This is a genomic window from Salmonella sp. 741265050_HSA, from assembly GCF_046569445.1.
In the GTDB taxonomy this organism is placed as follows: Bacteria; Pseudomonadota; Gammaproteobacteria; order Enterobacterales; family Enterobacteriaceae; genus Salmonella; species Salmonella enterica.
In genome coordinates this window covers 325,537-339,567 of record NZ_JBKFSV010000002.1, presented here as the reverse complement: position 1 = coordinate 339,567, position 14,031 = coordinate 325,537, and the positions used below count along the sequence as shown (strand labels likewise).

Below are 14,031 nucleotides of genomic sequence, written 5' to 3'. Positions count from 1 at the left end.
AAGGAGTAGTTATGTTAACGATAGAGTTTCTCTGCCCGCTGCCTAACGGTATTCATGCGCGTCCCGCGTGGGAGCTGAAAGAACAGTGCAGCCAGTGGCAAAGTGATATTACTTTTATTAATCATCGTCAGAATACGCGGGCGGACGCGAAAAGTTCGCTGGCGCTTATCGGCACCAGTACGCTGTTCAATGATAGCTGCGTTCTGAATATCAGCGGGCGTGATGAAGAACAGGCTAAACGATCGCTGGAGGCCTGGCTTGCGCACCATTTTATCGACAGCGATAGCGTTCAGCCAGGGCCAGCCGAACTAGCGGCGCATCCGTTGCCGCGATCGCTGCTTCGCCTGAATCCGGATTTGCTGTACGGCGATGTGCTGGCAAGCGGCGTGGGCGAGGGGATTCTGACGCTGTGGCAGAGCGATAATCTGGAGGGCTACCGTACTATTCCCGCGAGCGCTGAAGATCTTACCCGCCTTGAAAATAGCCTGGCGACGCTGGCGGAACAGCTTAATCAACAGCTTCGCGAGCGTGACGGCGAGAGTAAAACTATTTTAAGCGCTCATCTGTCGCTGATTCAGGATGATGAGTTTGTGGGGAACATTCGTCGCTTAATGGTTGAACGCCATCTGGCGCTGGGAGCGGCGATTATTGCCAATATGGAACAGGTTTGTCGCCAGCTTTCAGCCTCGGCAAGTGATTATCTGCGCGAGCGGGTGAGCGATATTCGCGATATCACCGAGCAGTTGTTGCACATTACCTGGCCTGAAAAACAGCCGCGTAATGCGCTGGTGCTAACGCGTCCCACCCTTCTGGTGGCGGAAGACTTAACGCCCAGCCAGTTTTTAAGCCTCGATTTACAGTATCTGTCCGGTATGATCCTCGAAAAGACCGGGCGGACGTCACATACTTTGATTCTGGCGCGCGCTTCCGCGATCCCGGTGCTTAGCGGGCTCTCTGCCGAGGCCATTGGTCGTTATGCGACCCGGCCTGCGGTGCTGGACGCGCAGTGCGGCGTACTGGCGATTAGTCCGGATACCTCGGTGCGCGGCTATTATGCCGTGGCGCAGAAGCTGGCGGATAAACGACAACAGCGGCAGGCGTGCGATGCGGCGTTGCTTGCCTGTACGCAGGACAACCAGCGTATCGATATTGCGGCGAATATTGGCACCGCGCTGGAGGCGCCTGGCGCGTTTTCTAACGGCGCGGAAGGCATTGGCCTGTTTCGTACCGAAATGCTGTTTATGGATCGCGACAGCGCGCCGGATGAGCAGGAGCAGTTTGAAGCCTACCAACAGGTTTTGCTGGCGGCGGGCGAAAAGCCGGTGATTTTCCGCACCATGGATATTGGCGGCGATAAACATATCCGCTATTTCAATATTCCGCAGGAAGAGAACCCTTTTCTTGGCTACCGTGCGGTGCGCATCTACCCTGAGTTTGCCGGGCTTTTTCGCACCCAGCTTCGCGCAATTTTGCGGGCTGCTGTTTTCGGTCATGCGCAGTTGATGATTCCGATGGTGCATAGTCTTGACCAGATTTTATGGGTAAAAAGTGAGCTGAAAAAGGCGGTTGCGGAGCTGCATGGGGAAAGGCTGCGACACGCGCAGGATATTCCGTTGGGGATTATGGTTGAGGTGCCGTCGGTCTGTTACATCATCGATCATTTCTGCGATGAGGTGGATTTCTTTAGCATCGGTTCGAACGATATGACGCAATATCTGTACGCGGTCGATCGCAATAATCCGCGCGTCTCGCCGCTGTATAATCCGATTACGCCATCGTTTTTACGCATGTTGCGGCAGATTATCCACACTGCCCATGAGCGAGGTAAATGGGTCGGCATTTGCGGCGAACTGGGCGGAGAAAGCCGCTATTTACCGCTACTTTTGGGACTGGGGCTGGATGAGCTAAGTATGAGCAGTCCACGTATTCCGGCGGTAAAAAGTCAGTTACGTCATCTGGATAGTCAGGCGTGTCGGGCGCTGGCAAGTCAGGCTTGCGAGTGTCGCAGCGCCCAGGAGATAGAAGCTCTGCTGAATCAGTTCGCGCCAGAAAAAGAGGTACGACCGCTGTTGGCGCTGGAAAATATCTTTGTCGGCGAGCCGCTCAGTAATAAGGAACAGGTTATCCAGTTTCTGTGCGGTAATCTTGGCGTTAACGGGCGTACCGAACATCCGTTCGAACTGGAAGAGGACGTCTGGCAGCGTGAGGAGATTGTGACCACCGCCGTCGGTTTTGGCGTGGCGATCCCCCATACCAAATCGCAATGGATTCGCCACTCGTCGATCAGTATTGCGCGTCTCGCACAGCCCGTAGACTGGCAGTCGGAGATGGGTGACGTAGAGTTGGTGATTATGCTGACGCTTGGGGCGGATGAAGGGATAAATCATGTGAAGGTTTTTTCACAGCTCGCCCGTAAGCTGGTAAATAAAAACTTCCGTCAGTCGCTGTTTGCCGCCAATGATGCCGACAGTATTCTGGCGTTGCTGAAGGCGGAGTTAACGTTTTAGCATGGGATAACCGCCTGATGGCGCTGCGCTTATCAGGCCTACGTCCGTGAGTGATGGTAGGCCAGATAAGGCGTTTACGCCGCCATCGGGCGAGCGGTTTGTTACTGAAACCGCGCGCTGTAATCCCCTGGCGTCAGGCCAAACTGACGTCGGAACAGACGGCAAAAATAATCGCTATCCTGATACCCGCAACGCAGCGCGACTTCGTTAATCGGCAAGTGGTATTTCTGCAACATAATACGCGCTTTCGCCATTCGCACCCAGCGAACATACTCCACAAAACTCATGGTGCCATGCTGAGTAAATAGCCTGGACAGGTGGTTGGCGGTGATGTTAAAGAACTGTGCAACGCTTTCTCTGTTTAACGGCTGGGCGTAGTTATCCTGTACCCAGTTACAGATACTGTGATAGAGAAATTCAGTGCGTGGACGGCAGATATCGGGGGGCGTATTCACCACGTTCCGGCACAAATGCAGGAGGCTGAGCACCAGCGGCTGGATAATATTTTGTTCCTGAGGCGAACGGCTTAAATGGGTAAGCGCGGTCAGCATTGCTTCGCCTTCGCCACGTTGCAAATGTGGCAATTCGATACGGCGCGTCGGACGTAAAAGCGATGCTGTACGGTTTTCGTAAAACAATAAACCCAGCCAGGAGGGCGCGAATACCAGACTAAGCAGCATCACCGGTTTATCGCTAACCGCCAGGTTCGCCGCACGGGCAGGGATAAACAACATTTCGCCTTCCGTCAGCCGACGCTGCGTTTTTTCCAGTTGATTACCGTATTCTCCGCGCAAGACGATATCCAGCCGCGGGAGGTCGATACATAAGCTGCCGGAGGGCAGGGAGGGTGGTTGGCTGGCAAACCATACGCGTCCTAATCGGTGTGGATTCAGCACCAGGCCGCTAAACAGATCGGCAAAAAATTGTTGGTCTGCCGGTAAGTCTGTTTTTTTCATTGCCTTTCCTGTGCATGAATGCTTCAACTTTCTGAATTATTTCACTTTACTCTTGCTGAGCGAAAGGTCAAACACCAGTGCGTTGAGTCATCACGTCATGGCGGTTAGTCAGGCGAAAACAGGGATTTATTTTACTATACGTATCCGGTTCGCTGCCTTATTTACGCTTTCATCGCGGCAGCTTGCCGGAAAGGATCCTCATTTTCGGGGAAATGTCCCTGAAAAACACCGCAATATGACATGATCGAATACCATTATCATTAGTAAGGATTTTGGTTAAAGAGGAAAAACCACAAAATCAAAAGGGGATTATTTGAGATAAGGTTTATTGACAGGAAATTATCGTCGGCTGCGCCACGTTACGTAAATTCAATGATATCAATTTGTTAATAATATGATTTATTTGATGTTATAACTGACACGCTTAAAAAGTAAGTTTTTACGCTTGTTCCTCTTTTTTGTCGCTAAAAATATTTTCATTAGCCTCTCGACAGGAAGAAAATTTTCAGGCTATTTTCTAAAGGAGCCACCATCGTGGCAGCGTCGCTCGGACGGTCCGGGCGCTAACGTTAATCTGAGGATATTATGGCTGACTTCCGCCCTGAACGTCGCTTTACGCGTATCGATCGCCTTCCGCCCTATGTTTTTAACATCACCGCTGAACTCAAAATGGCTGCGCGTCGGCGCGGCGAAGATATTATTGATTTCAGTATGGGTAATCCTGATGGCGCAACCCCTCCCCACATTGTCGAAAAACTTTGCACCGTCGCGCAGCGTCCGGATACGCACGGTTATTCCACGTCTCGCGGCATACCGCGCTTACGCCGCGCGATTTCTCACTGGTATCAGGAACGTTATGATGTCGATATCGATCCGGAAACCGAAGCGATTGTGACCATCGGTTCCAAAGAGGGACTGGCGCATTTAATGCTGGCGACGCTGGATCATGGCGATACGGTTCTGGTGCCGAACCCCAGTTACCCGATTCATATCTATGGCGCCGTTATCGCCGGGGCGCAGGTGCGTTCGGTTCCACTGGTAGAGGGGGTGGATTTCTTCAACGAGCTGGAGCGCGCTATTCGCGAAAGTTATCCGAAACCGAAAATGATGATTTTGGGTTTTCCATCTAACCCTACGGCCCAGTGCGTCGAACTGGAATTTTTTGAAAAAGTGGTCGCTCTGGCTAAACGTTATGATGTGCTGGTGGTGCACGATCTGGCGTATGCCGATATCGTGTACGACGGCTGGAAAGCGCCATCCATTATGCAGGTGCCCGGCGCGCGCGACGTGGCGGTTGAATTTTTCACACTGTCGAAAAGCTATAATATGGCGGGCTGGCGTATTGGGTTTATGGTGGGCAATAAAACCCTGGTCAGCGCGCTGGCGCGCATTAAAAGTTATCACGATTATGGCACCTTTACCCCGCTTCAGGTGGCGGCTATCGCCGCTCTGGAAGGCGATCAGCAGTGCGTGCGCGATATCGCCGAGCAGTATAAACGTCGTCGCGATGTGCTGGTGAAGGGGCTGCATGAGGCGGGCTGGATGGTTGAAATGCCGAAAGCCTCAATGTACGTCTGGGCGAAAATCCCGGAGCAATATGCGGCGATGGGGTCGCTTGAGTTTGCCAAGAAGCTGCTGAATGAGGCGAAGGTTTGCGTTTCTCCAGGGATAGGCTTTGGTGATTATGGCGACACCCATGTACGCTTTGCATTAATAGAGAATCGCGACCGCATTCGCCAGGCCGTCAGAGGGATTAAAGCGATGTTCCGCGCCGATGGCGTGCTGCCGTCACATCCAAAACCCGTTGAGGCGAGCACGGAGTAGAAAAGCAAACAGGAGCCCCATGGCTCCTGTTTTTCTTTGCATTGTACTTTTAAATCATCAGGGCGAAAGTACCGGCCCAAACGATGACCATAAATGAAATGCCCATAAAGAAATATTTCACGTTTCATCTCTCCGCGTACCTGTCGTACGCCTAAATGAACTTACACTTACCTGATTATAGAGAGTTGATGCCGGACAATACGAAATTGAGAATTATTCGTGTTTCGACCGCCTGCATCACCTCAGAATTCTGCGCGTCATCGCTCCAGACGGCGCTAATGTACGCCTAAAAATGAGGTGAAACAAGAGGCATTTTCTTATTTACTTTTAGTAACTTACAAGTGTCGGGAATCGGCGACAGTTTAATTTCTGACAGTGATGAATCGCTATTGAGCGACGCCGCCGACACAGTAAAAAATCGCCTGTAAACAGGAGACTTATCGCTAAAAGCAGGAATGAGTAATTTACGATATGAATATTATGGCAATGCGAAATGACAAAATAAAAGGCCTTGCGGCCTTTTTCAGATGTAGAGTGACGCTTCCCCCAACGGGCGAGTCTTGAAACGGCGATGGATCCAGAGATATTGCTCCGGGGCGCGCATGATCTCTTTCTCTATAATTTTATTCATATAGGCAGCGGCTTGATTTTCATCTGCCGGGTAACCTTCCATTTCAGGGGTAATATACAGACGATAACCCGAATTATCGGATTTCCTGACCATTGTAACGGTCAACATGGCGGCGCCGGACAGCCTGGACAGTACATAGGTGCCGTTGGTGGTGGCGACGTTTTCAACCGCGAAAAATGGCGCAAAGGAGCTACCTTTAGGGCCGTAGTCCTGGTCGGGAGCAAACCAAACGGCTTCCCCTTTTTTTAGCGCGCCCACAATGCCGCGCAGATTGTTTCTGCCGATCATCGCTTTATTTGAGCGCATACGACCGCGCGTCTGCACCCACTCCATGAGCGGGTTGTTATGCGGACGATAGGTCGCCATCATCGGCTGGCAGAGACCCATTACCCGGCCTCCCAATTCCAGCGACATAAAATGCACGCCAACGACCATTACGCCGCGATTTTGCGCCTGCGCACGGGTAAGGTTGTCCAGCCCGTCCACATCAAACCATTTACGAACCCGGCTATCAGGCCAGAACCAGGCCATGCCCGTTTCAAGCAGCGCCATGCCAAGAGAGTGGAAATTCTCGGCGATCAGTTTTTCCCTTTCTTCCCGGGAGAGGGTCGGAAAACAGAGTTCAATATTTTTCTGGGCGATCGACTCACGTCGCTTCAGGAAGGGGCGCGCCAGCTTACCGGTGCGGGTGCCCAGAAAACGCAAAACCGGGTAGGGAAGCTGCACCAGTAACCAGAGGACGCCAACGCCAAACCACGTCAGCCAGTAGCGCGGGTGCAAAAACGCGCGTGAAAATTTGCTTTGAGGAAACATAAAATACCTTCTGTAGATACGAAAATAATGTATCGCAGAAGAGTCATTATCCGCAGCGGTACACTCTGAAATACGCATCATCCTTCAAGTTGCGTTCGCTTATCCGAAGCACTTACTTGAGTAAGCTCATCAGGGTAACTTGAATGATTTACGTATAGTTAGGCCATCATGTACGACAATGGTTCCCGTAAGGAGTGTAAAACTAAGTCAGTACTAAACCACGAGGGCATGAACGCCAGGCAGGCTAATGTACCACCAGTTATTTACTCGCGCCCAGAAATTCTTTATCAAGAAGCGTAAATATTTCTTCCGTAGCAAAAATAAGCTAATCATTATTTTTAATGCATTGTTTTTACAGTGATAATTTTATTTCAGACGAAGGTTATTGAAAAATGATTAGAAAAATAAAATGTGAGATAAATGTTATGGAAATGACGTGCTGATAAGGTTTATCTTAAAGGAGAAGTGAGAGGGACCGTAAGGCTATATGGAAGCCTTGCCATAGACAGGAGGTATTATAGATGATCTATTTATGGACATTTCTTGCAATAAGTATACTTGCCGTGAGTGGCTATATCGGTCAGGTGATGGGGGCTTTTTCTGCGGTTTCTTCTTTTACGGGAATGGTTATCCTTGCCGCGCTGATTTATTTACTTAATGTATGGCTGCAGGATGGCGATGACATCGTTAGCGGATTATTGCTTTTTCTCGCACCGGCATGTGGGTTAATTATTCGCTTTATGGTGGGATACGGTAAGCGTTAGTCAGTACATACCCTTCATACTTCAAGTTGCTGATGTGTTGGCTACGGATTACTCGGCCCATCGATGGGCCTCGCCCTGACGGGCCGTCGCACGCGACGTTCAAATCTGCTCCCGGCAGATTTGTTGTTCACCCCAGTCATATCGTTATCTATGCTCCTGGGACTCACTCCCTTGCCGCTTTTAAGCAACTCGAATTATTTTTGGTATACACGATGTCAGCGAATAGATAGCGCCGACAATGTCGGCGCTTCTGTTCCCCGGGAAGGCTAATCGTTTATTGCGCGTCCGCAAGCTGCAGTGAGTCCTGATTATGTAACGCATTCTGGCGCTGGCGTTCCAGTTCCAGCGCGCCGCGATGGGAGAGGTAACAGAATAGAATGCAGCACACGATGCCGCCCATCAGAAGATAAAATCCGCCGTACCAGCCCAGTTTATCCACCATGACGCCAAACAGGCTGGTGCCCAACGAGGCGCCGAAAATATAGCTCATGAACCCACGTAATCCGACGGCGGAACCTACGGCAAAGCTGGGGACTATCTCCATTGTCTGTACGGACGCGAGGAACTGCGGGACGTAAATCAGACAACCTACAATGGCGGCGAAAATCGTTACCATTAGCAAAGATTCACTTTTCCAGTATCCGATCAGACAGACAAAAATCAGCGCCATGCAAATCATGGCTAACGGCATTCTGCGGCCCTTAAACAGTTTATCTGACAGCCAGCCTGCCAGTAGCGTGGAGGGAATCGCCGCCCACTCGAAAAAGAGAAACGCGACGCTCATCTGTTCTTTTGAAAAGTGTTTTACTGTCAACAGATAGATAGGCAACCAGCTAATCATGCCAAACCGCACCATATAGACGAAGACATCCACCAGCGAAATATACCAGGCATTTTTATTGCGCAGCACATAAGTACAGAAGATTTGCCATGCGCTCATATTTTCCGGCGCTTTTGCCGTATTCTTCGTTTTCAGTACGACTTTTTCTTCCGGCATCATCTGTTCCAGGGAGGGAAGACCTTCTTCGCGCGGCGAACCTTTTCCCAAGACCAGAACAATTAAGGCAAAAATGACGGCGACGCAGGCCGGAACGATATAACTGGCGCTTTGCCAGTGTTCGCTGCCCAATATCGCAAAAGCCGCACCGACGATAGGCGCGACGATCCCGCCGCCAACGTTATGCGAGATATTCCAGAAGGCGCCTACGCGTCCGCGCTCCCGACGAGGGAACCAGTTTGCAATAGTAATAAACGAGGGGCCGACGCCCATGCCCTGAAAAAGGCCATTGAAGACCACCAGAGCGGCAAATATCCAGAATGCGCTACTGAATCCCAGCCCAACGTTAACAATCGCGCAGAGTACCAGACCGCACGCCATGAAGACTTTTGGGCTGGCTTTATCCGCCAGACTGCTCATTACGCCTTTACTGATTCCGTAAGCAATAAGCATACAGCTACTCAGCAGGCCGATTTGCGTAGCGCTGAGATCCAATTGCTCTTTTAAATAAGGCGTCGATAATGTGAAATTGTTTCTGACTATATAGTAAGCGAGATATCCCAGAAATACGCTTAACAATGCCTGTATACGATATCGACCATACGTAGCCTGGACTTTTTCCGGTGGGACTTTATGCGCCGATTGCCCTGTTTTTAATATTGTTAACATGGAGTCACCTGTATTTAATAGTGAGATGAACATCAGGAGGTTTTGTCGGTAGAGTGAAAGGAGTGACAATAAAATTCAAGTCGAAGAAATGTGTCAAAATTGACTCAATTGGGTGAATTTAAAGGTTATTTTTGACTCATCCTGAAGGGTGTGGTGAAACTTTAATTATTGGCATGGCCGTTTTATCGTTAGCATGTGCGGATATTAACAAATTTGCTGCCAGTGATCTGATACGCTTTATTGATGTTTTCGGGCGACGGACCCGTTATTATTCAAATAACGCTGTTCTGGATGCCAACAGAAATAAAAGGGTAAGTTTTGTCTCAATATTTTCTTTATGTGATATCGATATTTATGAACGGGATCACAAATCGACTTTTCTCATGCTGTAGTCGTTTCGCCAGAGTGGGCGCTTTTACGCTATGGCTGGCGGCGATGTTCGGTTCTTGCCAGGCGTACAGCCGCGAGCTGGTGATGGCAACGACCTTTTCACCCAGCGCGACCGCCTGGATTATCCAGCGCTGGCAGACGGAGCCGGGTTCCGTCATGATTCGTACGCTCAACCGTACCAGCGGTTCTTTAGAGCAATTACTTGATACGGCGAATGCGGAAAATGTCGATCTGATCCTGACGTCATCCCCCATGCTGTTGCAACACCTTCAGGAGCACCAAAAGCTGGCGCTATTGGATAGCGCGCCTGCCGCCAGCCAGAAGCTGGTGCCGCGTTCTATCCGCTCAACTTCAGTGGCGGTAGCGGTATCCGGATTTGGGCTATTGATCAATCGTTCAGCGCTCGCTGCGCGCCATCTTCCGCCGCCTGCCGACTGGCAGGATATGGGCCTGCCCAGTTACCAGGGCGCTCTATTAATGAGCAGTCCGTCACGCTCAGACACCAATCATTTGATGGTGGAGTCGCTGTTGCAGCAAAAAGGCTGGACGGCAGGGTGGGCGACGCTGCTGGCAATCTCGGGTAATCTGGTCACGATTTCCTCTCGCAGTTTCGGCGTAGCGGATAAAATCAAAAGCGGGCTTGGCGTTGCCGGGCCGGTCATTGATAACTATGCTAATTTGCTACTTAACGATCCTAATCTTGCTTTTACCTATTTCCCGTATTCTGCGGTGTCGCCCACTTACGTCGCGGTGTTGAAAAACAGCCGTCATGCAGACGAAGCGCGTGCTTTTATTCATTACTTATTAAGTCCGAAAGGGCAAAGGATACTGGCTGACGCGAATACCGGTAAGTATCCCGTCGCACCGCTTAGCGCCGATAATCCTCGCGCCGCGCAACAACAGCGTTTGATGGCCCAGCCGCCGTTGAACTATCGTCTGATCCTGAAGCGTCAGCAACTGGTACAACGCATGTTTGATACCGCGATCAGTTTTCGTCTCGCGCAGCTTAAAGATGCATGGCGAGCGTTGCACAGCGCAGAAACGCGGCTTAAACGCCCCTTACCTGAAATCAGAGCCTTATTGACCAGCGTCCCGGTGGATGCGGCAAGCAGCGAAGATGAAACCTGGCTGGCGCAGTTTGATAATAAAAGCTTTGCCGAACAAAAAATGATGGAGTGGCAGATCTGGTTTCTGAACAATCAGCGGCTGGCGATTCACAAACTGGAAGAGCTGAAATGAAGGGGAGATTATTGCAACGGCTTCGTCAGCTCAGTATCAGCAACAGTTTACGGGGTGCATTTTTAACGGGCGCATTACTGACGCTGATTGTCAGTATGGTCAGCCTTTATTCCTGGCATGAGCAAAGTTCGCAGGTTCGCTATTCGCTTGATGAATATTTTCCTCGCATCCACTCCGCTTTTTTAATTGAGGGGAACCTGAATCTGGCCGTGGATCAGCTCAATGAATTTTTGCTGGCGCCGAACACGACGGTACGTTTGCAGTTACGTACGCAGATTATTCAGCATCTGGATAAGATTGAGCGTCTCAGTCAGGGGCTTCAGCTTGCTGAACGCCGGCAACTGGCCGTCATTTTACAGGATAGCCGGACCTTGCTGGCGGAGCTGGACAACGCCCTCTACAACATGTTTTTGGTGCGGGAGAAAGTCAGCGAGCTTTCCGCTCGTATTGACTGGCTCCATGATGATTTCACCACGGAGCTAAATTCGCTGGTACAGGATTTTACCTGGCAGCAGGGGACACTGCTCGATCAAATTGAGGCGAATCAGGGCGATGCAGCGCAGTACTTGCAACGTTCGCGCGAGGTGCAGAACGAGCAGCAGCAGGTATATACCCTGGCGCGAATTGAAAATCAGATTGTTGACGACCTGCGCGACAGATTGAATGAGCTCAAGTCCGGCAATAATGACGGGATGCTGGTGGAGACCCATATTCGCTATCTGGAAAACCTAAAAAAAACGGCGGATGAGAATATTCGTGCGCTGGATGACTGGCCCAGTACAATCACGCTGCGGCAAACCATCGACGAACTATTGGAAATCGGGATGGTAAAAAATAAGATGCCCGATACCATGCGCGATTATGTTGCGGCGCAAAAAGCCTTACTGGACGCCAGCCGCGCCAGAGAGGCTACGCTAGGGCGCTTTCGCACGCTGCTTGAGGCGCAGTTAGGTAGTAGTCACCAGCAAATGCAGACGTTCAATCAACGCCTGGAACAGATTGTCCGCGTTAGCGGCGGGCTTATTTTAGTGGCGACGCTCCTGGCGTTGCTGCTGGCCTGGGGACTCAACCACTATTTTATCCGTTCCCGGCTGGTAAAGCGTTTTACCGCGCTTAATCAGGCTGTGGTACAGATAGGGCTGGGGAGAACCGACTCGACTATCCCGGTTTACGGGCGCGATGAGCTAGGACGGATAGCCCGTTTGCTACGTCATACGCTGGGCCAGCTCAATATGCAACGCAGACAGCTTGAACAAGAGGTTGCCGAGCGCAAAGAGATAGAAGCCGACCTGCGCGCCATGCAGGATGAGTTGATTCAGACGGCGAAACTGGCGGTAGTCGGCCAGACCATGACCACGCTGGCGCATGAAATTAACCAGCCGCTGAATGCGCTTTCAATGTATTTATTTACGGCGGGACGCGCGATTGAACAAGGTCAGAGCGGACAGGCGAGAAATACGCTCACCAAAGCGGAAGGGCTCATTAACCGGATTGACGCCATTATCCGTTCGCTGCGGCAGTTTACCCGTCGGGCGGAGCTGGAAACGCCATTGTATCCCGTTGATCTGCGCCAAACCTTTGTGGCGGCATGGGAGTTATTAGCCATGCGCCACCAATCCCGGCAGGGAGCGCTTTCACTGCCAACCGACACCGTATGGGTTAGCGGCGATGAAGTGCGTATTCAGCAGGTTCTGGTGAATGTGCTGGCGAATGCGCTTGACGCCTGTTCGCATGATGCGGCTATCGCGGTGACGTGGCAGACGCAGGGAGAGGCGCTGGAGGTTTATATTGCAGATAACGGCCCTGGCTGGCCTGTGGCGTTGTTGCCCTCTTTACTCAAGCCGTTTACCACCAGTAAAGCTGTCGGGTTGGGTATTGGGCTGTCGATTAGCGTGTCGCTGATGGCGCAAATGAAGGGCGATCTGCGTCTGGCGTCGACGCTGACGCGTAACGCTTGCGTAGTGCTGCAATTCTCGGTAACGGATGTCGATGATGTTGAATGATGAATGTTCTATTTTGCTGATTGATGATGACGTTGATGTACTTGACGCCTACACCCAAATGCTTGAGCAGGCAGGCTACCGCGTGCGTGGCTTTACCCATCCTTTCGAGGCCAAAGAGTGGGTAGAAGCGGATTGGGAGGGGATCGTTTTGAGCGATGTGTGTATGCCGGGGTGTTCCGGTATCGATCTTATGACGCTGTTTCATCAGGATGACGATCAACTGCCAATCTTATTGATTACCGGACATGGCGATGTACCGATGGCGGTTGATGCGGTGAAAAAGGGCGCCTGGGATTTTCTGCAAAAACCCGTCGATCCGGGCAAGCTGTTGATATTAATTGAAGACGCGCTACGCCAGCGCCGGTCGGTCATTGCACGGCGGCAATATTGCCAGCAGACGTTACAGGTTGAACTGATTGGGCGCAGCGAGTGGATGAATCAGTTTCGACAACGGTTACAACAACTGGCGGAAACGGACATTGCCGTATGGTTTTATGGTGAGCATGGCACTGGACGTATGACTGGCGCCCGTTATCTCCATCAACTGGGGCGTAACGCGAAAGGGCCGTTTGTACGCTATGAACTTACGCCGGAGAATGCCGGGCAGTTGGAGACATTCATCGACCAGGCGCAAGGAGGTACGCTGGTGTTGAGTCATCCCGAATATCTGACACGCGAACAGCAGCACCATCTGGCGCGTTTACAAAGCCTGGAGCATCGGCCTTTTCGTTTGGTGGGCGTTGGCAGCGCTTCGCTGGTGGAGCAGGCGGCAGCTAACCAGATTGCGGCCGAGCTTTACTACTGTTTCGCCATGACCCAAATCGCCTGCCAGTCTCTTTCTCAGCGACCGGATGATATCGAGCCGTTATTTCGCCATTATCTTCGAAAAGCCTGCCTGCGACTCAATCATCCAGTGCCGGAAATAGCGGGGGAATTACTGAAAGGAATAATGCGACGCGCCTGGCCAAGCAATGTGCGCGAACTGGCTAATGCGGCAGAGCTTTTTGCTGTTGGCGTGCTGCCGCTGGCGGAAACGGTCAACCCGCAGTTGCTTCTGCAGGAGCCGACCCCGCTTGACCGGCGCGTTGAAGAGTATGAGCGACAAATTATTACCGAAGCATTAAATATTCATCAGGGACGAATTAATGAAGTGGCGGAGTACCTGCAAATTCCCCGTAAAAAACTTTATCTGCGCATGAAAAAATATGGTCTAAGTAAAGAGCATTATAAATTCTGAT

At 51.2% G+C, this 14,031-nt stretch carries 10 protein-coding genes and 1 pseudogene; 7 read left to right on the top strand and 4 right to left on the bottom strand.

Annotated elements, in window-relative coordinates; genetic code table 11:
• The first annotated feature begins 11 nt into the window (after positions 1–11).
• Complete coding sequence (ptsP, locus tag ACLD4F_RS07260) at positions 12–2,507, top strand: phosphoenolpyruvate--protein phosphotransferase (protein WP_411010752.1); 2,496 nt, start codon at positions 12–14, stop codon at positions 2,505–2,507.
• 13 nt (positions 2,508–2,520) lie between these two features.
• A pseudogene (locus ACLD4F_RS07255) lies at positions 2,521–2,601 on the top strand (hypothetical protein); the annotation flags it as partial.
• A 7-nt stretch (positions 2,602–2,608) separates the two neighbouring features.
• Here ACLD4F_RS07255 and ACLD4F_RS07250 read toward each other — a convergent pair.
• Positions 2,609–3,463: an AraC family transcriptional regulator gene (locus tag ACLD4F_RS07250; protein ID WP_001528431.1), complete on the bottom strand. Its 855-nt coding sequence runs from the start codon at positions 3,461–3,463 to the stop codon at positions 2,609–2,611.
• Positions 3,464–4,048: 585 nt separating this feature from the next.
• Between ACLD4F_RS07250 and alaC the strand changes: the two genes are divergently transcribed.
• A complete protein-coding gene (alaC, locus tag ACLD4F_RS07245; protein ID WP_000763118.1) occupies positions 4,049–5,287 on the top strand; it encodes an alanine transaminase in 1,239 nt (412 codons plus the stop codon).
• A 49-nt stretch (positions 5,288–5,336) separates the two neighbouring features.
• Here alaC and ypdK read toward each other — a convergent pair whose 3' ends face one another.
• Together ypdK and lpxP are read right to left on the bottom strand one after the other, a co-directional pair.
• On the bottom strand, positions 5,337–5,408 hold the full coding sequence (ypdK, locus tag ACLD4F_RS07240) for a membrane protein YpdK (protein ID WP_010723117.1): 72 nt from the start codon (positions 5,406–5,408) through the stop codon (positions 5,337–5,339).
• Positions 5,409–5,810: 402 nt separating this feature from the next.
• Positions 5,811–6,731 (bottom strand): kdo(2)-lipid IV(A) palmitoleoyltransferase, encoded by a 921-nt coding sequence (gene lpxP, locus ACLD4F_RS07235; RefSeq protein ID WP_000484431.1) that lies wholly within the window; start codon positions 6,729–6,731, stop codon positions 5,811–5,813.
• 521 nt (positions 6,732–7,252) lie between these two features.
• Between lpxP and ACLD4F_RS07230 the strand changes: the two genes are divergently transcribed.
• The gene (locus tag ACLD4F_RS07230; RefSeq protein WP_000639889.1) at positions 7,253–7,495 is read left to right on the top strand and encodes a YfdY family protein; all 243 of its coding nucleotides are present in this window, start codon (positions 7,253–7,255) and stop codon (positions 7,493–7,495) included.
• A 274-nt stretch (positions 7,496–7,769) separates the two neighbouring features.
• On the opposite strand, the gene pgtP is transcribed toward ACLD4F_RS07230, so the two are convergent.
• Positions 7,770–9,161 (bottom strand): phosphoglycerate transporter PgtP, encoded by a 1,392-nt coding sequence (gene pgtP / locus ACLD4F_RS07225; protein ID WP_000955747.1) that lies wholly within the window; start codon positions 9,159–9,161, stop codon positions 7,770–7,772.
• 435 nt (positions 9,162–9,596) lie between these two features.
• On the opposite strand from pgtP, the gene pgtC reads away from it, so the two are divergent.
• Genes pgtC through pgtA form a run of 3 tightly spaced genes read left to right on the top strand, consistent with a single transcriptional unit; the run spans position 9,597 to position 14,030 of the window.
• Entirely contained in the window at positions 9,597–10,790 is a 1,194-nt protein-coding gene (gene pgtC / locus ACLD4F_RS07220; RefSeq protein WP_000467983.1) for a phosphoglycerate transport regulator PgtC, read from the top strand.
• Positions 10,787–12,793, top strand: a complete 2,007-nt coding sequence (pgtB, locus tag ACLD4F_RS07215; RefSeq protein ID WP_000678493.1) for a two-component system sensor histidine kinase PgtB — start codon at positions 10,787–10,789, stop codon at positions 12,791–12,793. The genes pgtC and pgtB overlap by 4 nt, the downstream gene beginning before the upstream one ends.
• Complete coding sequence (pgtA, locus tag ACLD4F_RS07210) at positions 12,783–14,030, top strand: two-component system response regulator PgtA (protein WP_000930836.1); 1,248 nt, start codon at positions 12,783–12,785, stop codon at positions 14,028–14,030. The genes pgtB and pgtA overlap by 11 nt, the downstream gene beginning before the upstream one ends.
• The last annotated feature ends 1 nt before the right edge of the window (position 14,031 follow it).

What these genes read in the sequence shown, in the direction of transcription:
- ptsP (WP_411010752.1), top strand. Translation starts at nt 12, where the DNA reads ATGTTAACGATAGAGTTTCTCTGCCCGCTGCCTAACGGTATTCATGCG.
- ACLD4F_RS07250 (WP_001528431.1), bottom strand. Translation starts at nt 3,463, where the DNA reads ATGAAAAAAACAGACTTACCGGCAGACCAACAATTTTTTGCCGATCTG.
- alaC (WP_000763118.1), top strand. Translation starts at nt 4,049, where the DNA reads ATGGCTGACTTCCGCCCTGAACGTCGCTTTACGCGTATCGATCGCCTT.
- lpxP (WP_000484431.1), bottom strand. Translation starts at nt 6,731, where the DNA reads ATGTTTCCTCAAAGCAAATTTTCACGCGCGTTTTTGCACCCGCGCTAC.
- ACLD4F_RS07230 (WP_000639889.1), top strand. Translation starts at nt 7,253, where the DNA reads ATGATCTATTTATGGACATTTCTTGCAATAAGTATACTTGCCGTGAGT.
- pgtP (WP_000955747.1), bottom strand. Translation starts at nt 9,161, where the DNA reads ATGTTAACAATATTAAAAACAGGGCAATCGGCGCATAAAGTCCCACCG.
- pgtC (WP_000467983.1), top strand. Translation starts at nt 9,597, where the DNA reads ATGTTCGGTTCTTGCCAGGCGTACAGCCGCGAGCTGGTGATGGCAACG.
- pgtB (WP_000678493.1), top strand. Translation starts at nt 10,787, where the DNA reads ATGAAGGGGAGATTATTGCAACGGCTTCGTCAGCTCAGTATCAGCAAC.
- pgtA (WP_000930836.1), top strand. Translation starts at nt 12,783, where the DNA reads ATGTTGAATGATGAATGTTCTATTTTGCTGATTGATGATGACGTTGAT.